The 18,560-nt window shown below is 54.7% G+C and carries 16 protein-coding genes and 1 riboswitch; of the genes, 7 read left to right on the top strand and 9 right to left on the bottom strand.

Features of this window, described 5'->3' with window-relative positions:
• Positions 1-29 precede the first annotated feature (29 nt).
• The 3 genes from araD to araB all read right to left on the bottom strand — a co-directional run bounded on the left by araD (position 30) and on the right by araB (position 4,045).
• Positions 30-725, bottom strand: coding sequence for an L-ribulose-5-phosphate 4-epimerase (araD, locus tag OGX67_RS05605; protein WP_003018841.1), 696 nt, complete (start codon positions 723-725; stop codon positions 30-32).
• A 97-nt stretch (positions 726-822) separates the two neighbouring features.
• Positions 823-2,325 carry an L-arabinose isomerase gene (gene araA, locus OGX67_RS05600; RefSeq protein ID WP_071696581.1) on the bottom strand — a complete coding sequence of 501 codons (1,503 nt, stop codon included), beginning with the start codon at positions 2,323-2,325 and terminating at the stop codon, positions 823-825.
• A 10-nt stretch (positions 2,326-2,335) separates the two neighbouring features.
• Positions 2,336-4,045 (bottom strand): ribulokinase, encoded by a 1,710-nt coding sequence (gene araB / locus OGX67_RS05595; protein ID WP_268043212.1) that lies wholly within the window; start codon positions 4,043-4,045, stop codon positions 2,336-2,338.
• Positions 4,046-4,384: 339 nt separating this feature from the next.
• Here araB and araC point away from each other — a divergent pair, with 339 nt between their 5' ends.
• Positions 4,385-5,230: an arabinose operon transcriptional regulator AraC gene (araC, locus tag OGX67_RS05590; protein ID WP_003018834.1), complete on the top strand. Its 846-nt coding sequence runs from the start codon at positions 4,385-4,387 to the stop codon at positions 5,228-5,230.
• Positions 5,231-5,349: 119 nt separating this feature from the next.
• Positions 5,350-6,117 (top strand): DedA family protein, encoded by a 768-nt coding sequence (locus OGX67_RS05585; protein ID WP_003837398.1) that lies wholly within the window; start codon positions 5,350-5,352, stop codon positions 6,115-6,117.
• Between the two features lie 47 nt (positions 6,118-6,164).
• Here the strand turns inward: OGX67_RS05585 and thiQ are convergent, their stop codons facing one another.
• From thiQ to sgrR, 4 genes are all read right to left on the bottom strand, one after another.
• Positions 6,165-6,863: a thiamine ABC transporter ATP-binding protein ThiQ gene (gene thiQ / locus OGX67_RS05580; protein ID WP_071696584.1), complete on the bottom strand. Its 699-nt coding sequence runs from the start codon at positions 6,861-6,863 to the stop codon at positions 6,165-6,167.
• Positions 6,847-8,457 carry a thiamine/thiamine pyrophosphate ABC transporter permease ThiP gene (thiP, locus tag OGX67_RS05575; RefSeq protein WP_003018826.1) on the bottom strand — a complete coding sequence of 537 codons (1,611 nt, stop codon included), beginning with the start codon at positions 8,455-8,457 and terminating at the stop codon, positions 6,847-6,849. Before thiP ends, thiQ begins: the two co-directional genes overlap by 17 nt.
• Positions 8,433-9,416, bottom strand: a complete 984-nt coding sequence (gene thiB / locus OGX67_RS05570) for a thiamine ABC transporter substrate binding subunit (protein ID WP_032937529.1) — start codon at positions 9,414-9,416, stop codon at positions 8,433-8,435. The genes thiP and thiB overlap by 25 nt, the downstream gene beginning before the upstream one ends.
• A 30-nt stretch (positions 9,417-9,446) precedes the next feature.
• Positions 9,447-9,570: riboswitch (TPP riboswitch) on the bottom strand.
• Between the two features lie 33 nt (positions 9,571-9,603).
• A complete protein-coding gene (sgrR, locus tag OGX67_RS05565; protein ID WP_210959171.1) occupies positions 9,604-11,259 on the bottom strand; it encodes an HTH-type transcriptional regulator SgrR in 1,656 nt (551 codons plus the stop codon).
• A gap of 99 nt (positions 11,260-11,358) precedes the next feature.
• Between sgrR and sgrT the strand changes: the two genes are divergently transcribed.
• The 5 genes from sgrT to idnR all read left to right on the top strand — a co-directional run bounded on the left by sgrT (position 11,359) and on the right by idnR (position 16,497).
• Positions 11,359-11,487 (top strand): glucose uptake inhibitor SgrT, encoded by a 129-nt coding sequence (sgrT, locus tag OGX67_RS05560; RefSeq protein ID WP_003018817.1) that lies wholly within the window; start codon positions 11,359-11,361, stop codon positions 11,485-11,487.
• A 373-nt stretch (positions 11,488-11,860) separates the two neighbouring features.
• A complete protein-coding gene (locus OGX67_RS05555) occupies positions 11,861-13,039 on the top strand; it encodes a sugar efflux transporter (protein ID WP_032948516.1) in 1,179 nt (392 codons plus the stop codon).
• A gap of 276 nt (positions 13,040-13,315) precedes the next feature.
• Positions 13,316-14,080: a gluconate 5-dehydrogenase gene (idnO, locus tag OGX67_RS05550; RefSeq protein WP_257651237.1), complete on the top strand. Its 765-nt coding sequence runs from the start codon at positions 13,316-13,318 to the stop codon at positions 14,078-14,080.
• 58 nt (positions 14,081-14,138) lie between these two features.
• Complete coding sequence (locus OGX67_RS05545) at positions 14,139-15,422, top strand: MFS transporter (RefSeq protein WP_032948519.1); 1,284 nt, start codon at positions 14,139-14,141, stop codon at positions 15,420-15,422.
• 82 nt (positions 15,423-15,504) lie between these two features.
• Positions 15,505-16,497, top strand: coding sequence for a DNA-binding transcriptional regulator IdnR (idnR, locus tag OGX67_RS05540; RefSeq protein WP_032948520.1), 993 nt, complete (start codon positions 15,505-15,507; stop codon positions 16,495-16,497).
• A 45-nt stretch (positions 16,498-16,542) separates the two neighbouring features.
• Here idnR and leuD read toward each other — a convergent pair whose 3' ends face one another.
• Positions 16,543-17,148 (bottom strand): 3-isopropylmalate dehydratase small subunit, encoded by a 606-nt coding sequence (gene leuD / locus OGX67_RS05535; protein WP_204584110.1) that lies wholly within the window; start codon positions 17,146-17,148, stop codon positions 16,543-16,545.
• Positions 17,149-17,158: 10 nt separating this feature from the next.
• The gene (gene leuC / locus OGX67_RS05530; protein WP_257651236.1) at positions 17,159-18,559 is read right to left on the bottom strand and encodes a 3-isopropylmalate dehydratase large subunit; all 1,401 of its coding nucleotides are present in this window, start codon (positions 18,557-18,559) and stop codon (positions 17,159-17,161) included.
• Position 18,560 lies beyond the last annotated feature (1 nt).

The raw sequence follows: 18,560 nt of genomic DNA, 5'->3' as shown, positions 1-18,560 counted from the left end.
TTTATACAGGTGTTATGTGTCAGCAGGGACTATTGCCCGTAGTAGGCTTTAGCACCGTGTTTACGCAGGTAATGCTTATCTAACAATGTTTGTTGCATATCTGGCAATTGCGGCGCGAGCTGGCGACAGAAGATCCCCATGTAGGCGACTTCTTCCAGCACGATGGCGTTATGCACTGCATCTTCGGCATTTTTTCCCCAGGCAAACGGACCGTGAGAGTGCACTAGCACGCCAGGCATCTGCGCGGCGTCAATACCTTGTTTCTCAAAGGTTTCAACGATCACATTGCCGGTTTCCCATTCATATTCGCCGTTGATTTCTTCGTCGGTCATTTTCCGTGTGCAGGGAATCGAACCGTAGAAATAGTCCGCATGGGTGGTACCCGTGGCCGGAATCGACTGACCCGCCTGCGCCCAGATGGTTGCATGACGCGAATGGGTGTGAACAATGCCGCCAATGGTCGGGAATGCCTGATACAGCAGTCGGTGCGTTGGGGTATCGGAAGAGGGCTTCTTCTGGCCTTCGACTACTTCACCCGTGGCGATACTGACTACCACCATATCGTCTGCGGTCATTACGCTGTAATCGACCCCGGAAGGTTTAATCACAAACACGCCGCGCTCGCGATCGACGGCGCTGACGTTCCCCCAGGTCAGGGTGACCAGATTGTGCTTAGGCAACGCCAGATTGGCTTCCAGTACCTGACGTTTAAGATCTTCTAGCATGTTAACTCCTGAATGCCGGATGGCGCTTCGCTTATCCGGCCTACGGTGATTTGTAGGCCCGGTAAATGAAATGCCACCGGGCAATCCGTTTCGACAATTAACGTTTGAACCCGTAATACACTTCGTTCCAGCGCAGCGCGTCCTTAAAGGCCGGCAGGCGGGTATCGTTATCGATCACCGCGATCTCGATATCGTGCATTTCAGCGAACTGGCGCATATCGTTCAGATCCAGCGCGTGGCTGAACACGGTGTGGTGCGCGCCACCGGCCAGGATCCAGGCTTCAGATGCAGTTGGAAGATCCGGGTGAGCTTTCCACAGCGCGTTAGCTACAGGCAGTTTCGGCAGGGAGTGCGGTGTTTGTACCGTGTCGATGCAGTTAACCAGCAGGCGAAAACGATCGCCGAGATCGATCAGGCTGGCAACCACGGCCGGGCCGGTTTTGGTGTTGAAGATCAGACGGGCGGGATCGTCTTTACCACCAATACCGAGGTGCTGTACGTCGAGGATCGGTTTCTCTTCCATCGCGATGGACGGGCAAACTTCCAGCATGTGCGAACCGAGTACCAGATCGTTGCCTTTCTCGAAGTGGTAGGTGTAATCCTCCATAAATGAGGTGCCGCCCTGCAGACCGGTTGACATCACCTTCATGATGCGAAGCAGAGCGGCGGTTTTCCAGTCGCCTTCGCCAGCAAAGCCATAGCCTTGCTGCATCAGACGCTGTACGGCCAGACCTGGGAGCTGTTTCAGGCCGTGTAAATCTTCAAATGTGGTGGTGAAGGCGTGGAATCCACCCTGTTCCAGGAAGCGCTTCATCCCCAGTTCAATACGGGCCGCTTCCAGGACGTTCTGACGTTTTTCACCATGGACTTGCGTCGCCGCCGTCATGGTGTAGGTGCTTTCGTACTCATCGATTAGCGCGTTGATTTCGCCGTCGCTAATTGCGTTCACTACCTGCACCAGATCGCCCACGGCCCAGGTGTTTACCGAGAAGCCGAACTTGATCTGCGCAGCGACTTTATCGCCATCGGTGACCGCAACTTCACGCATGTTGTCGCCAAAGCGACAGACTTTCAGGTGGCGAGTATCCTGTTTGGACACGGCCTGGCGCATCCAGGAGCCAATGCGTTCATGCGCTTGTTTATCCTGCCAGTGGCCGGTGACCACGGCATGCTGCTGACGCATACGTGCGCCGATGAAGCCGAACTCACGACCGCCGTGCGCAGTCTGGTTCAGGTTCATAAAGTCCATATCAATGCTGTCCCACGGCAGGGCGGCGTTGAACTGGGTGTGGAACTGCATCAGCGGTTTGTTGAGGATAGTCAGGCCGTTAATCCACATTTTGGCCGGGGAGAAGGTATGCAGCCAGACCACCATCCCTGCACAGCGATCGTCGTAGTTAGCGTCACGACAGATAGCGGTAATCTCGTCAGGGGAAGTGCCCAGCGGCTTTAATACCAGCTTACAGGGCAGTTTGGCTTCAGTATTCAGTGCGTTAACGACGTGCTCCGCATGTTGGGTTACCTGACGCAGGGTTTCAGGGCCATACAGATGCTGGCTACCAATCACAAACCACACTTCATAGTTATCAAAAATCGTCATTGTCGTGTCCTTAATGTGTCAGGGTTGCCAGGTCTACCGGGGCTTGTTGCGCCGGAGCGGCAGTCGGAAGGTATTGTTGTTCAGCGCTTACCGCCCACTGCTGATAGCGGCGGTAGAGTTGTTCAAAACGTTGAGCCTGCTCTGGGCGAGGTTGCAGCGTGTTTTCCACGGCGCTTGCCATTTGCTGCTGAGCGGCTGGGATATCCGCGTGTACTTTCGCGGCAACGGCAGCGAAGATAGCCGCACCGAGTGCGCAGCACTGGTCTGAAGCGACAATCTGTAGCGGGCGGTTCAGCACGTCACAGCAGGCCTGCATGATGACCGGGTTTTTGCGCGCGATACCGCCAAGCGCCATTACGTTGTTAACCGCAATGCCTTGTTCGGTGAAGCATTCCATAATGGCGCGTGCGCCAAAGGCCGTGGCGGCAATCAGCCCACCGAACAGCGCTGGCGCGTCAGTTGCCAGGTTCAGATCGGTAATTACCCCTTTCAAACGCTGGTTGGCATTGGGCGTACGGCGACCGTTGAACCAGTCGAGCACCACCGGGAGATGCTCCAGTGATGGATTTTTCGCCCAGGCTTCAGTGAGTGCAGGCAGCAGCTGTTTTTGACTGGCTTTAATCTGGGGCTGCAGTTCCGGATGCTGTGCGGCAAGCTGTTCCAGAGGCCAGCTCAGCACGCGGCTAAACCAGGCATAGATATCGCCGAATGCGGACTGGCCAGCTTCGAGGCCAATAAAATCAGGCACTACGCTGCCATCAACCTGGCCGCAAATGCCTTTCACCGCGCGTTCGCCAACGCTGTGTTTGTCGGCAATCAGAATGTCGCAGGTCGACGTGCCGATGACTTTCACCAGCGTGTTAGGCTGTGCGCCTGCGCCAACCGCGCCCATATGGCAGTCAAAAGCACCGCCTGCAATCACCACGCTTTCCGGTAGCCCCAGGCGCTGTGCCCACTCGGCGCATAGGGTGCCAACCGGCAGATCCGCGGTGAAGGTATCGGTAAACATTGGGTATTGCAGATGGCGGTTGAGGATGGGGTCGAGTTCGTCAAAGAAACTGGCTGGCGGCAGACCACCCCAGCTTTCATGCCACAGTGATTTATGTCCGGCGCTGCAGCGACCGCGACGAATATCCTGTGGGCGTACGGTATTGGAGAGCAGGGCCGGAACCCAATCGCATAGCTCAATCCACGAGACCGCAGCTTCGGTTACCGCATGGTCCTGGCGGGTTACATGCAGGATTTTGGCCCAGAACCATTCGCTGGAATAAATGCCGCCGATATAGCGGGAGTAATCAATCTTGCCCGGCGTGTGGCACAGGCGGGTGATTTCTTCCGCTTCTTCTACTGAGGTGTGATCTTTCCACAGGACAAACATTGCATTCGGGTTTTCCGCGAACTCCGGACGCAGTGCCAGTACGTTACCGTCTGCATCGATGGGGGCCGGGGTTGAGCCGGTACTGTCAACGCCTATCCCGACCACTTCCGCGCGCTGTTCAGCGCTCAGTTCGGCCAATACGGTTTTCAGCGCCGCTTCCATGGATTCAATGTAGTCGCGCGGATGATGGCGAAACTGGTTGTTTGGGCCATCGCAATACTGCCCTTCTTGCCAACGTGGATACCACTCAACGCTGGTGGCGATCTCTTCGCCGGTGGCACATTCCACCGCCAAAGCGCGTACTGAATCACTACCAAAATCGAGGCCAATTGCAATCGCCATCGTCTTACTCCATCCAAAAATACGGGTATGGATAAACAGTAGTGAGTAGCGATAAAAACCGTCAGGCAGGATCCGCTAATCTTATGGATTAAAATGCTGTGGCATCACAAAGTGTGACGCTGTGCAAATAATCAATGTGGACATTCCTGCCGTAGTTATAGACACTTTTGTTAGCCGATTTTGACGTTGGCGTAGTACATGTTTTTTACAAAGAGCTTTTCACAAGCGGGATTGGTGGTCCATTACCGCAAATACAGCGGCCCGCAGGGGCGACAGCGATGATGTCTGGCGTAATATGGACAAATTGTTTCTTGGCAGGACATAGGGAGTATTGAAATTATGGCTGAAACGCAAAACGATCCCCTGTTGCCAGGTTATTCGTTTAACGCGCATTTGGTGGCCGGATTAACCCCCATTGAGGCGAACGGATACCTGGATTTTTTTATCGACAGGCCGCTGGGTATGAAGGGTTATATCCTCAATCTCACCATCCGTGGCGAAGGGGTTATCAATAATCAGGGCAAGCAGTTTGTCTGCCGGCCTGGCGATATTCTGTTGTTTCCACCTGGAGAAATTCACCACTACGGACGCCACCCTGACGCCAGCGAGTGGTATCACCAGTGGGTTTACTTTCGCCCGCGCGCCTACTGGCAGGAGTGGCTGACCTGGCCAGCCATTTTTGCCCAGACCGGTTTTTTCCGCCCGGATGAAGCGCATCAGCCGCATTTTAACGAGCTGTTTGGGCAGATAATTAACGCCGGGCAGGGAGAAGGTCGTTATTCCGAACTGCTGGCGATTAATTTACTGGAACAGTTGTTGCTCCGACGTATGGAAGCCATCAATGAATCGCTACACCCGCCCATGGACAACCGCGTCCGCGATGCCTGCCAGTACATCAGCGATCACCTGGCGGACAGCAATTTTGATATCGCCAGCGTCGCGCAGCACGTCTGCCTGTCGCCTTCCCGTTTGTCGCATCTGTTCCGTCAGCAGTTAGGTATCAGCGTATTAAGCTGGCGTGAGGACCAGCGCATCAGCCAGGCGAAGCTATTACTGAGTACCACACGTATGCCCATTGCCACCGTAGGTCGCAATGTTGGCTTTGACGACCAGCTCTATTTCTCTCGTGTTTTCAAAAAATGTACCGGCGCCAGTCCGAGCGAGTTTCGTGCTGGATGTGAATAAAAAGTGAATGATGTATCCTGAAAGTTGTCATAACTCGCAATCTATTCAGACAATTGATGGCTTGACGAAGTTGAGAGGGGTTATCAAAATCCCTGCTTCGTAAATTTGACGGACACATTATGCAAGCATTGCTGGAACACTTTATTCTCCAGTCCGCCCTGTACTCTCTGATCGCCGTACTTCTGGTGGCTTTTTTGGAGTCGCTGGCGCTGGTTGGCCTGATTCTACCCGGGACCGTGATGATGGCGGGGCTGGGTGCGCTGATTGGCAGCGGCGAACTGAACTTCTGGCATGCCTGGCTTGCGGGCATTATAGGTTGCTTATTGGGGGACTGGATCTCTTTTTGGCTGGGCTGGCGCTTTAAAAAGCCATTGCACCGTTGGTCGTTCATGAAAAAGAACAAGGCGTTGCTGGATAAAACCGAGCACGCCCTGCATCAGCACAGCATGTTTACTATTCTGGTGGGGCGTTTTGTCGGACCGACGCGTCCGCTGGTGCCGATGGTAGCAGGCATGCTGGATCTGCCTGTCGCTAAATTTATCGTCCCGAATATTATCGGCTGCGTGCTGTGGCCACCGTTCTACTTCCTGCCAGGGATCCTGGCGGGAGCGGCAATTGATATTCCTTCTGATATGCAGAGCGGGGATTTCAAATGGTTGCTGCTGGCGACGGCGGTGTTGCTCTGGGTGGGCGGCTGGTTTTGCTGGCGGCTATGGCGCAGTGGCAAAGCGGCTGTCGATCGCTTAACGGCGTATTTCCCCCGCAGCCGTTTGCTGTATCTGGCGCCGTTGACGCTTGGGATCGGCGTGGTCGCTCTGGTGGCGTTACTGCGCCATCCGCTGATGCCGGTGTATATCGATATTCTGCGCAAAGTGGTGGGTTACTGACGATTCCTTTGCCGGATAAGGCGTTCACGCCGTCATCCGGCAACGCATTATGCTTTAATGCCCAATAGCGCCGAGGCGCTAGCGTTGCCGCTTAACAGATCGTCCGTATCGCCCTGCCAGGCGATGCGCCCGTCGGCGACCACAATCGAGCGGGGCGCAATTCGCGCCGCATCTTCTACGCTGTGGGAAACCATCAGTAACGTCAGCTTTTTCTCGCGACAGACTTCGGCCACCAGCGTTAGCATCTCCTGGCGCAGCGCGGGATCAAGTGCAGAGAACGGTTCATCAAGCAGTAAAATAGGTTGTTCCCGCACCAGACAACGCGCCAGCGCCACGCGCTGCCGCTGCCCGCCGGAAAGCTCACTGGGGAGGCGTTCCAGCAGAGAGTCGATCCCCATTTGCTGGGCGATGTGGAGTATTTTCTCCCGCTGCGATGCGTTAAGCTTCAATCCAGGATTCAGGCCCAGGCCGATGTTTTGCTGTACGCTCAGATGGCTGAACAGGTTGTTTTCCTGAAACAGCATAGAAACAGGACGGCGCGAGGGTGGTGTCGTGGTGTGATCTTCACCGTCAATCACCATGTTACCGCTGGCAGGCGTGAGAAAGCCGGCAATCAGATTCAGCAGCGTACTTTTCCCGGCGCCGCTGGGCCCGAGTATCGCTATCTGCTCACCGTGCGCGACCGACAGCGTAAAGCGCATGGGCAGATGGTGATAAAGCCATGTGATATCAATCAGTTTTAACATTTCGACCCGGCAATTTCTCAATAACGGTAAACAGCGTAAAGCACAGGATCAGCAGTAATAACGCCGTAACTGCGCCATCCTGACTGCGATAAGAGCCAATCTGCTGATATAAATAAAACGGCAGGGTGCGGAAATCTTCATTACCAAATAACGCCACTACGCCAAAATCGCCAATCGACAGCACGCAGGCAAACGCCATCGCCTGTGCCAGCGGGCGCTTCAGGGCGCGCAGTTCAACCACTTTCAGGCGCGACCATCCCTCAATGCCCAACGACTGGCACAACATACTATAGCGCGCAGTGACGTCACGCATTGGGTTTTCCAGCACCTTCAATGCATAAGGGATCGCCATCAGCGCATTGGTAAAAATGACAATGCCGTCGGCAGATTCGGGAAGCCCAATAGTGTTATTGAGTAGCAGAAAGAAGCCGGTTGCCAGCACGATACCCGGCATGGCGAGGATCATCATGCCGCTCAGTTCCAGCATCTGACCTGCCAGCACCTGCTGTCGTGCACGAAGTTCACGACTGCTCCATAACAGCATCATGGTGAGTATGACGCATAACGCTCCTGCTGCTAATGCGATGCGCAGCGAGGTTCCCAGCGCCTGCCATAGCACTGGCTGCATCAGTACATCCAGAATATGGCGGTTTAAGCCATCGACAATCACCGCCAGCAGCGGCGGCAGCAACAGCAACAGGGCCAGAATAATCAGGATTGCGTCAGTTAGTCGGCTGTGCAGGCGATCGTCAGGATCGCGCCAGCCTTGTACCAGGGTAGCACCGGGAGCAATTGCGCGGCTCAGACGTTGACTGAGGAGCACCAGCGCCAAACAACAAACCATCTGGATCAACGCCAGCATGGCTGCGCGGGCAGGATCGTAATCAAAATTCAGCGCCTGATAGATAGCCAGCTCGATAGTCGTGGCCTGTGGCCCGCCGCCTAGCGACAGAACGGTGGCGAAGCTGGCGAAGCACAGCATAAAGATGAGTGCTGCGACGGGCAGGATCTGACGACGCAGCCACGGCCATTCAACAAAACGGAAGAAATGCCAGCCACGCATACCCAACTGAGCGGCTAACTGCCGCTGTTCGCCGGGAATACTCTCCAGCGATTGTAACAGCAGGCGGCTGGCCATCGGCAGATTGAAAAAGACATGCGCCAGCAGAATGCCCTGTAAACCGTATGGCGAAAACGTCCACTCCAGCCCGAATGTATGCCAGAGTGAGGCCAGCCATCCCTGGCGACCGTAGACGCTAAGAATACCGAATACCGCGACCAGCACCGGCAGGATTAACGTCATTGCGCACAGACGCAGCAGCGCCAGACGTCCTGGAAAACGGCGACGATAGAGCGCTCTGGCAAGGAAAATTGCCGGGACAACCGACAGCACAGCGGATAGAAAAGCCTGCCAGAAAGAAAAGCGCACCACGTGCCACAGGTAGTCATCTTGCCACAGCGAGAACCACTCTCCCTGCGGGGCGTTAAACCACAGTGCCAGAAACGCGGCCAGGGCAACGGCCACCATCAGCGTGGCGGCGGTAAGCCCTGGAACCAGCCAGCCGGGGATTAACGGCTGACGGCGCGTTGCCATTCGCTAATCCATGCCTGACGTTGAGCCGCAACCTGCTGCGGCGTAAATTCCAGCGCGGTGGTCGGTTTATTCAGTTGCTCGAATCCTGACGGCAGGGCGACTTGCGTCACGGGATACATCCAGTTGCCGGTCGGAATCGCATTCTGGAATGCCGGAGACACCATGAACTTCAGGAATTTCTCGGCCAGTTCCGGCTGCTTGCTGGCCGCGGTGCGGGCGGCGACTTCCACCTGCAAATAGTGGCCTTCACTAAAATTAGCGGCGGCGTAGTTGTCTTTTTTCTCGGCGATGATGTGATAGGCCGGAGAGGTGGTGTAGCTGAGCACCAGATCGCTTTCACCTTTCAGGAACAGGCCGTAGGCTTCGCTCCAGCCCTTGGTGACGGTGACGGTTTTGGCTGCCAGTTTCTGCCACGCCTCTGGCGCTTTATCACCATAGACTTTCTGCATCCATAGCAGCAGACCCAGACCTGGCGTGCTGGTGCGCGGATCCTGATAAATGACGCGCCATTTTTGGTCGCTCTCTACCAGTTCTTTCAGGCTTTTGGGCGGATTCTTCAGCTTATTCTTATCATAAACGAAGGCGAAATAACCGTAGTCAAACGGCACGAAGGTATCGTTTTTCCAGCCGCCGGGTACGTTAACGGTGTCGTTGGCTACCCCACTTTTGGCAAACAGTTTGGTTTGTGTGGCGGCTTCCAGAAGGTTGTTATCCAGACCCAGCACGACGTCGGCTTTGCTGTTTTTTCCTTCCATGCGCAGGCGGTTAAGCAGCGAGACGCCATCTTCCAGCGCGACCAGTTTCAGCTCGCAATTGCAGTCAGCTTCAAAAGCTTTTTTGATTGTTGGGCCCGGGCCCCAGTCAGCTGCGAACGAGTCGTAGGTATAGACGGTCAGTACAGGTTTGGCGAAGACAGGCGCTGCGCACAGCAGTAAAAGCGGAAGACATTTTTTAAACACTTTGCACCTCAAGAGTTGGGTGGCAAAGGACTTGAGATAAGCCTCAAATCCCTTCGCCGGCATTATCCGGATCAGGTTCGACGGGTATCTCTCAGCCCATACGCAGATCGAATGATTCTGTGTATGTTTTTATTTAGCACCCCGTTGAGAACGGCGTTAGTGTAATGATTTTGTTGCTTAGCAGCAATTAAGGATCCGGCGGAGCAAACCACGCCGATTTAAAATCAAACCAGCCAAGGGTATTCATGCGCAGCCCGCGCATACTGCGCTGTCCCTGAATGATCAGCCAGTGGTGGATTAATGGCACAATGGCCTTTGTGGCGAGCAGCTGTTGGCACCATGCTGCCAGGCTCATTTCGCCCGTTCGCCAGCGAGCCGCATCGTTTTCCCAGTCCCGCGAGATACAGTTTTGCAGCAACGGGACTTCGCACAAATGGGCGAACAGTGAGAAGTCGAGCGGTAGGGTAAAGTTGGCGCTGTTGAGCCAGATATCGCTGACGATTTCACCTGCATGCCATTGATCGTAGTCGATCTCCTGAATATTCAACTGCACCTGATGCGCAGCCAGCAATGTCTTCATGATCTGCGCGATAATCCGGTGTTCGATGTGATCGCGATAGTAAGTGATAGTCAGCGTTTCCAGCCCGGCGGGTTTTTCACCATGGCCGGGTTTTGCGTGATGCCAGCGGGGGAGTAAACCATACGCGGGAAACCACAGTCGCTGGTACTGTTCGTCAGCGTGGCAGATTAAATTCGTTGGCGAGAGAATGCGGCTTACCCATTCGCGGACCTCCTGGTTAGTGCCACGGTGGCTACGCGCATCAAACAGCAGGTAGTAGCAACCTTCTTCGAGGCGGCTTTCGATCGCCTTTTCATCCTCTGTGGGACCTTTTAGCGTTAACCCGCCGCCAGGCTCTTCTCCGATGTCGGGTAATACCCAAACGTTAACTTCGTCGATCAGGGCCCGGTAGCCAAAGTAATCATCAAATGCATGAATTTTCAGTTGGTTATTGGTGTTTCGTATTACCGCATACGGACCGGTACCAATCGGGTGACTGGAGAAGTTGTTTAGCGTTTCCCATTCTCGCGGCAGGATCATGGCGGGGACCTGCCCCAATAGCCAGGGAAGCCAGCGGTCTGGCTGGGCCAGATGGATATCCAGCGTCCAGGCCGTGGGAGAGACGATCTGCGTGATGTGTGAGTACAGCGGCAGACTGTTAATGCGCATCAGTGAGGCGATAACATCTGCCATTTCCAGTTCGCGGCCATGATGAAAATGGATCCCTGGACGCAGGAAGAATCGCCAGTGTAAAGGTGAAATTTGCTGCCAGTGATGGGCAATGTCCGCTTCCAGTTCCCCATTTTCCTCATTTACCCGAATTAAGGCGCTGAAGATTTGCCGGGCGATATGGGTTTCGGAGCGGCGTAATGCCGTGCCGGGGAGCAGGTTGTGCATGGGGCGATAATAGAGAACGCGCATGATATGCCGACCCTGGCGAAAGCTGCGACCCAGATGGGAGACCAGCATTTGCCGTACGGCCGTTTTATCACCGACCAGTTGCACCAGTTGATCGATGCGATCCTGTTCCAGTAGGTCTTCCGCGCGCTGCTGCTGGAGCGCCAGCCCGGTATAGAGGAATGTCAGTCGCGAACGTTTACCTCGTCCAACTTCAGCTTCCCACGTTAACCAGCCGCGATCTTGCATGGTATTAAGCAGCGTACGCATATGGCGGCGCGAGCAGCTCAGCAGATCCGCCAGCTCGTTGAGCGTCGTGTCTTGCGTTTTGCCGTCACAGCATTGCCACAGACGGATGAACTGTTGTTGCAAACGACCAGAAGACATAAAAGGGGAACTCCTGCGGAAAACTCAGCAATTTTATAATCCCTATATTAAGCCAATAATAGATTCCGATGAAGCGATGAGACAACGAAGGGGTCATCTATGCGTCAGTTCTGGTTGAAGTACTTTACCACGACGGAAAAATCGTCCTGGTTGGCTTGCCTGAGCGCACCGCAGCGCTTAAAGATGCTCGAAGAGCTGATGCAGTGGGAGATGACATCTGACTCCTGAATTGGAAATTGCAGACATCATGTGTGACTGAGTATTGGTGCAGGCTGTATCCTGCCATTATATCTGAGCATCGCTGGTGGCTATTTTTTCACACGGCAAGGCGCGAACAGTGAAATTTGGTGAACCAAATAAGGTGTGAGCAACACAGCTATGTGAAAAAATGGCCCCGTCCCTCCGGGACGCGTGTAAAAAACGCATACTCTGCGTTGTCAGGCTTGGGAATAGATTTCTATACCCAGCGCCCTCCGCCTGGATTATGCGTTTTTTACCCAGCGTCGATGCCAGATATAATGGCAGGATACAGCCTCGTTCACCCGCCAGCAGGTATTATCTGCTGGCTTTTTTCGTTTCAGCTGCGCTTAAAAGGAAAGATATGCTCTGGATTATGACCATGGGACGGCGCCTCAACGGCGTTTACGCGGCATTTATGCTGGTCGCTTTTATGATGGGCGTGGCGGGGGCATTGCAGGCACCCACTCTGAGTCTGTTCCTGAGCCGTGAAGTCGGGGCGCAGCCATTTTGGGTCGGGCTGTTTTACACCGTCAATGCGATTGTCGGGATCGTCGTCAGCCTTGGCCTGGCGAAACGATCCGACAGCCAGGGCGATCGGCGTAAGTTGATCATGTTCTGCTGTCTGATGGCAATTGGCAATGCGCTGCTGTTTGCCTTTAATCGCCACTATCTCACGCTGATCACCTGCGGTGTGCTGCTGGCCTCGCTGGCGAACACCGCCATGCCGCAGCTGTTTGCGCTGGCGCGAGAATATGCTGATAACTCCGCGCGTGAAGTGGTGATGTTTAGCTCGGTGATGCGTGCGCAGCTTTCGCTGGCCTGGGTGATAGGACCGCCACTGGCATTCATGCTGGCGCTGAATTACGGCTTTACGGCGATGTTTTCCATTGCCGCAGGGATTTTTGCCATTAGCCTGGTGCTGATTGCGCTGATACTGCCGTCTGTCGCGCGGGTGGAGCAGCCTGTAGACGTGCCGCTGGAACAGACCGGCGGTTGGCAGGACAAAAATGTGCGTATGTTGTTTATTGCCTCCACGCTGATGTGGACCTGCAACACCATGTACATCATTGATATGCCACTGTGGATAAGTCTTGAACTGGGCTTGCCGGACAAGCTGGCCGGGATCCTGATGGGGACGGCGGCTGGGCTGGAAATTCCGGCGATGATTCTGGCAGGTTATTACGTGAAGCGCTTTGGTAAACGGCGAATGATGATCGCGGCCGTAGCGGCAGGCGTGCTGTTTTATATTGGTTTGATCTTCTTTCACAGCCGTACGGCGCTGCTGGTGCTGCAACTGTTTAACGCGGTATTTATCGGTATTATCGCCGGGATAGGCATGCTGTGGTTTCAGGATCTGATGCCCGGACGTGCGGGGTCAGCGACCACATTATTTACCAACAGTATTTCAACGGGAGTCATTCTGGCAGGGGTGATTCAGGGGGCAGTTGCGCAAAGCTACGGTCACTATGCCGTCTATTGGGTGATTGCGGTGATTTCGGTGGTTACGCTGTGGATGACCGGGCGGGTGAAGGACGTTTAGTCCGGCGCAGTCCAGGCGTCGCAGTGCCCGGACTGGCGATATTTTGCATTAGTTTTTGTCGTTTTTGTAGGCCGGATAAGGCGTTTACGCCGCCATCAGGCAACCTGTCCCTACGGCCTGAACGCGTTACGCTTATCAGGCCTATCCCTCTTTTTTTATCTTGCACGTAAATGTAACGTTGATCACATAACGATCATTTTCCTCTTCCTGGATCTTCTTTTTTCTACTGTTACGCGTATACAGTTACGCGTAACAGTTATCAAAAAAGGAGTTTTTATGAAAAACCTATTCGATCTTAGCGGCAAACGTGCGCTGATTACCGGCTCCGCGCAGGGGATCGGTAACCTGCTGGCCAGCGGTCTGGCGGCGCACGGTGCTGAGATTGTTATTAACGACATTACCCAGCAGCGGGCGCAGGCGGCGGCGGACAAACTGGTGGCCGAAGGCTATCGCGCGGTTGGCTATGGATTTGATGTTACCAACGGGGAAGAGGTGGCGTGCGCCATCGCGCAAATTGAAAAGGACGTTGGGGCCATTGATATTTTAATTAACAACGCCGGAATCCAGCGTCGTTATCCCTTCACCGAATTCCCGGAGGCTGAATGGGACAAAGTGATTGATGTAAACCAGAAATCGGTCTTTCTGGTATCGCAGCAGGTTTCCCGCTACATGGTGCAACGCCGCTGCGGGAAGATTATTAATATCTGCTCAATGCAAAGCGAATTAGGCCGTAAAACCATTACCCCCTACGCGGCGTCAAAAGGCGCGGTCAAAATGTTAACCCGTGGCATGTGCGTGGAACTGGCGGAATACAATATTCAGGTCAACGGCATTGCTCCCGGCTATTTCGCTACCGACATGACTACCGCGCTGGTCAACGATGAAGCATTCTCCGCCTGGCTGTTCCAGCGCACGCCCGCCGCTCGCTGGGGTAACCCGGAAGAGTTGATCGGCGCGGCGGTTTATCTTGCTGCACCGGCCTCTGACTTTGTGAATGGGCATCTTCTGTTTGTCGACGGCGGCATGCTGGCCGCGGTTTGATCGCTAACGAGGCCGCGGGAAGCGACCTCATCCTTTAATGATAATCCGAGGAGTGAGTATGAATATGCTCGCAAAACTGCCGGCGCGCCGCTGGTGGTATTTAATGCCGATTATTTTTATTACCTACAGCTTAGCCTACCTTGATCGCGCGAATTACGGCTTTGCCGCTGCCGCTGGTATCGAACACGATTTAGGGATTACTCAGGGAACTGCATCGTTAATTGGCGCGTTGTTCTTCCTGGGCTACTTCTTCTTCCAGGTGCCGGGCGCGATGTACGCCGTCAAGCATAGCGTGCGCAAAATGATTTTCTACAGCCTGATCCTCTGGGGGCTTTGTGCCGCGGCGACCGGCTTTGTCAGCAATATCCCGATGCTGATGGCGATCCGCTTTATTCTCGGCATCGTCGAAGCGGCGGTGATGCCCGCGATGCTGATTTATATCAGCAACTGGTTTACCAAAACTGAACGCTCGCGCGCCAACACCTTTTTAATTCTCGGTAACCCGGTCACAGTGCTGTGGATGTCGATCGTCTCTGGCTACCTGATTGAAGCCTGGGGCTGGCGCGAAATGTTTATTTTCGAAGGCATCCCAGCGGTGATCTGGGCTTTCTGCTGGGTGATTCTGGTGCGCGACAAACCGGCGGATGCGGGTTGGCTGAGCGAGCAGGAGAAGCAGGCGTTACAGCAGGCGATGGACCGCGAGCAGCGGGACATCAAACCGATGCGCAACTACGGTGAAGCGATGCGTTCACGCAGCGTCATTATGCTGTGCGCGGTGCATGCGCTGTGGAGCATCGGGGTGTATGGCTTCATGATGTGGATGCCGTCGATTCTGAAAAACGCGGCGCAGATGGATATTGTGGCGGTGGGCTGGCTGGCGGCAGTGCCGTATCTGGCGGCGATCTGCCTGATGCTGACGGTTTCCTGGCTATCCGATAAATACCAGAACCGTAAGCTGTTTATCTGGCCGCTGCTGCTGATTGCCGCCATCGCTTTCTTTGCCTCGTGGCTGTTGGGCAACCAGTCCTTCTGGCTCTCCTATGCGCTGCTGGTCGTGGCCGCCGCCTGTATGTATGCGCCTTACGGACCGTTCTTTGCGCTGATCCCCGAACTGCTGCCGCGCAACGTCTCCGGCGTGTCGATGGGAATGATCAACAGTTTTGGCGCGTTAGGGGCATTCCTCGGCGCGTGGCTGGTGGGTTACCTCAACGGCGTGACCGGCGGGCCGGGCGTCTCCTACACCTTCATGGCGATTGCTCTGCTGTCATCGGTGGTGCTGATGTACTGCGTTCGTGCGCAAAATGAAACCACGTCGCCGTCGGCTGAGGTGGTAACGCGTTAAGGTTGAGCGAGGAGTGCAGTCGCTAACCGGCTGTGATAAGGTTCTCTGCGAGCATAATGGGATGTTGGTCGTAGAGAACCTCATGAAAAACAATCGGATGACATTACAGGATATCGCTAATCTGGCCGGTCTGAATAAGATGACGGTCAGCCGTTATCTGCGTGACCCGAATCAGGTGTCGCAACGCAGCCGTGAATTGATTTCGAAAGTGATGGAAGAGAACAACTACATTCCTAACCGCGCGCCGGAAATATTGCTCAATGCGCGCAGTAAAACCATCGGCGTGTTGATCCCTTCTTTTCGTAACCAGATTTTTGCCGACGTGCTGGCGGGAATTGAATCCGTCACCTCGGCTTGCCAGTACCAGACGTTGATCGCCAACTACGAATATGACGCCGAGCGTGAAGAACGCGAGGTGCTGAATCTGCTCTCTTACAATATCGACGGCCTGATCCTCACGGGAAAGCTGCATACCGAGCGGATGATCCAGTACGTGCGCGCCAGCGGCGTACCGGTGGCGGAACTGATGGATATTAGCGGCCAGTATCTTGATATTCAGGTTGGGTTTGATAACGAAAAAGCCGCGTTTGAAATGACGCAGGCTTTTATCGACAGCGGCAAACGCAGCATTGCTTTCTTTGGCTCGATGGACGACCCCCGCGACCTTAGCCGTTTTCGCGGTACCGGGAAAGCGCTGGCAGCGCAGGGGCTGGAAGCGTACCACCTTGCGCCAAAAACGATTTCGTCGGTGGCGCTGGGCCGCAAGATGTTTCAGCAGGCGATGGCGGAAAAGCCGGATATTGACGCTATTTTCTGTACCAACGATGACCTGGCGGTTGGCGTGCTGCTGGAGTGTCAGGCACAGCGGTACGACGTGCCGGGAAAAATGGCGATTGCCGGTTTCCACGGGCTGGAAATTGGCCGTGCGCGGCTGCAAAAAATCGCCAGCGTGATTACACCACGCTTTGAGATTGGCAAAACGGCGGCGGACATTCTGATTAAGCGTTTGAACGGGAAAGATGCGCCGGGCAGCGTTAATCTTGGCTACCAAATCTATTACGGCGATACGTTGTAGGCGAAGAGTAGAGGCTGGCCACCGTGCGGTGACCAGCGGGAGAGATTACTGCATAAACGCTGGCTGCTTGTCTTCGTACTCGGTGATGGCCGCTTCATGCTGCAGCGTCAGCCCGATGCTGTCCAGACCGTTCAGCATGCAGTGGCGGCGGAAGGCGTCGATTTTAAAGCTGTAGGACTTATCGCCTGCTTTCACCACCTGCGCTTCCAGATCAACTTCAAATTTAATGCCCGGATTGGCTTTCACCAGGGTAAACATTTCATCTACTTGCGCGTCGCTCAGAGTCACCGGCAGCAGTTGGTTATTGAAACTGTTACCGTAGAAGATGTCGGCGAAGCTTGGGGCAATCACCACTTTAAAACCGTAATCGGTCAACGCCCACGGCGCATGTTCGCGTGACGAACCGCAGCCGAAGTTTTCGCGCGCCAGCAGAATTGATGCCCCTTTATATTCCGGGAAGTTCAAAACGAACTCAGGATTTGGCTGTTGCCCTTTTTCGTCCAGAAAACGCCAGTCGTTGAACAGATGAGCGCCAAAACCGGTGCGCGTAACCTTCTGCAAAAACTGTTTGGGAATGATTGCGTCGGTATCAACGTTGGCGGCATCCAGTGGGACAACCAGGCCGGTATGCTGGGTAAATTTCTCTGCCATGGTAGTTTCCTTATTTGATGCTGCGAATGTCGGCAAAATGACCGTTAACGGCGGCAGCGGCGGCCATGGCCGGGCTGACTAAATGCGTGCGGCCACCGCGGCCCTGACGGCCTTCAAAATTACGGTTGCTGGTGGAGGCGCAGCGCTCGCCCGGATTCAGGCGGTCATTGTTCATGGCCAGACACATGGAACAGCCTGGTAAACGCCATTCGAATCCTGCTTCGATAAAGATCTTGTCCAGACCTTCTGCTTCCGCCTGCGCTTTCACCGGACCAGAGCCCGGCACCACCAGTGCCTGTACGCCTGGCGCAACTTTACGTCCTTTGGCGATTTCTGCCGCAGCGCGTAAATCTTCAATACGCGAGTTGGTGCAGGAACCGATAAATACCTTATCGATAGCGACTTCTGTTAACGGAATACCCGGTTTTAATCCCATGTAAGCCAACGCTTTCTCAGCCGATGCGCGTTCTACCGGATCGGCAAATGACGCCGGGTCGGGAATAATATCGTTCACCGAAATGACCTGACCCGGATTCGTTCCCCAGGTGACCTGTGGCGCGATCTCTTCTGCCTGAAGGGTGACGACGGTATCAAAGGTGGCGTTGTCGTCGGTTTTCAGCGTTTTCCAGTACTCAACTGCGTGGGTAAAATCTTCGCCCTTCGGTGCGTGTAAACGCCCTTGCACATAGTTAAAGGTGGTTTCATCCGGTGCGACCAGGCCCGCTTTGGCACCCATTTCAATGGCCATATTGCACAGGGTCATGCGGCCTTCCATGCTCAGCGCGCGGATGGCTTCACCACAAAACTCAACTACGTGTCCGGTACCGCCTGCACTACCGGTTTTACCGATAATCGCCAGCACAATATCTTTGGCGGTAATGCCAGGGGCTGCTTTACCGTTGACTTCAATCTTCATGGTTTTGGCGCGCCCCTGTTTCAGGGTCTGCGTCGCCAGAACGTGTTCAACTTCAGAGGTGCCAATACCAAACGCCAGCGCGCCGAACGCGCCGTGTGTAGCGGTGTGGGAATCGCCGCAGACGATGGTCATACCCGGCAACGTCACGCCTTGTTCTGGCCCCATCACGTGAACGATACCCTGATACGGATGGTTCAGGTCATACAGCTCGACACCAAATTCGTTACAGTTCTTAATCAGCTCCTGCATCTGGATGCGTGCCATCTCACCCGACGCGTTGATGTCTTTGGTCTGGGTAGAGACGTTGTGATCCATGGTGGCAAAGGTTTTACCCGGCTGGCGTACCTGACGGCCATGCGCGCGCAGGCCGTCAAACGCTTGCGGAGAGGTCACTTCATGCACCAGATGTCTGTCGATGTACAACAGCGGGGTTTCGTTTTGCGCTTCAAAGACGACGTGCGCATCAAACAATTTTTCGTATAACGTTTTGGCCATG

The organism is Citrobacter sp. Cf118, assembly GCF_030334095.1.
Lineage (GTDB): Bacteria > Pseudomonadota > Gammaproteobacteria > Enterobacterales > Enterobacteriaceae > Citrobacter > Citrobacter freundii.
Note: the sequence above shows the minus strand (reverse complement) of the source record. Positions and strands in the feature narration are given on the sequence as shown.

Excerpts from the sequence above, each read along its gene's own strand:
- araD (WP_003018841.1), bottom strand. The coding sequence starts at position 725 with ATGCTAGAAGATCTTAAACGTCAGGTACTGGAAGCCAATCTGGCGTTG.
- araA (WP_071696581.1), bottom strand. The coding sequence starts at position 2,325 with ATGACGATTTTTGATAACTATGAAGTGTGGTTTGTGATTGGTAGCCAG.
- araB (WP_268043212.1), bottom strand. The coding sequence starts at position 4,045 with ATGGCGATTGCAATTGGCCTCGATTTTGGTAGTGATTCAGTACGCGCT.
- araC (WP_003018834.1), top strand. The coding sequence starts at position 4,385 with ATGGCTGAAACGCAAAACGATCCCCTGTTGCCAGGTTATTCGTTTAAC.
- OGX67_RS05585 (WP_003837398.1), top strand. The coding sequence starts at position 5,350 with ATGCAAGCATTGCTGGAACACTTTATTCTCCAGTCCGCCCTGTACTCT.
- thiQ (WP_071696584.1), bottom strand. The coding sequence starts at position 6,863 with ATGTTAAAACTGATTGATATCACATGGCTTTATCACCATCTGCCCATG.
- thiP (WP_003018826.1), bottom strand. The coding sequence starts at position 8,457 with ATGGCAACGCGCCGTCAGCCGTTAATCCCCGGCTGGCTGGTTCCAGGG.
- sgrR (WP_210959171.1), bottom strand. The coding sequence starts at position 11,259 with ATGTCTTCTGGTCGTTTGCAACAACAGTTCATCCGTCTGTGGCAATGC.
- sgrT (WP_003018817.1), top strand. The coding sequence starts at position 11,359 with ATGCGTCAGTTCTGGTTGAAGTACTTTACCACGACGGAAAAATCGTCC.
- OGX67_RS05555 (WP_032948516.1), top strand. The coding sequence starts at position 11,861 with ATGCTCTGGATTATGACCATGGGACGGCGCCTCAACGGCGTTTACGCG.
- idnO (WP_257651237.1), top strand. The coding sequence starts at position 13,316 with ATGAAAAACCTATTCGATCTTAGCGGCAAACGTGCGCTGATTACCGGC.
- OGX67_RS05545 (WP_032948519.1), top strand. The coding sequence starts at position 14,139 with ATGAATATGCTCGCAAAACTGCCGGCGCGCCGCTGGTGGTATTTAATG.
- idnR (WP_032948520.1), top strand. The coding sequence starts at position 15,505 with ATGAAAAACAATCGGATGACATTACAGGATATCGCTAATCTGGCCGGT.
- leuD (WP_204584110.1), bottom strand. The coding sequence starts at position 17,148 with ATGGCAGAGAAATTTACCCAGCATACCGGCCTGGTTGTCCCACTGGAT.
- leuC (WP_257651236.1), bottom strand. The coding sequence starts at position 18,559 with ATGGCCAAAACGTTATACGAAAAATTGTTTGATGCGCACGTCGTCTTT.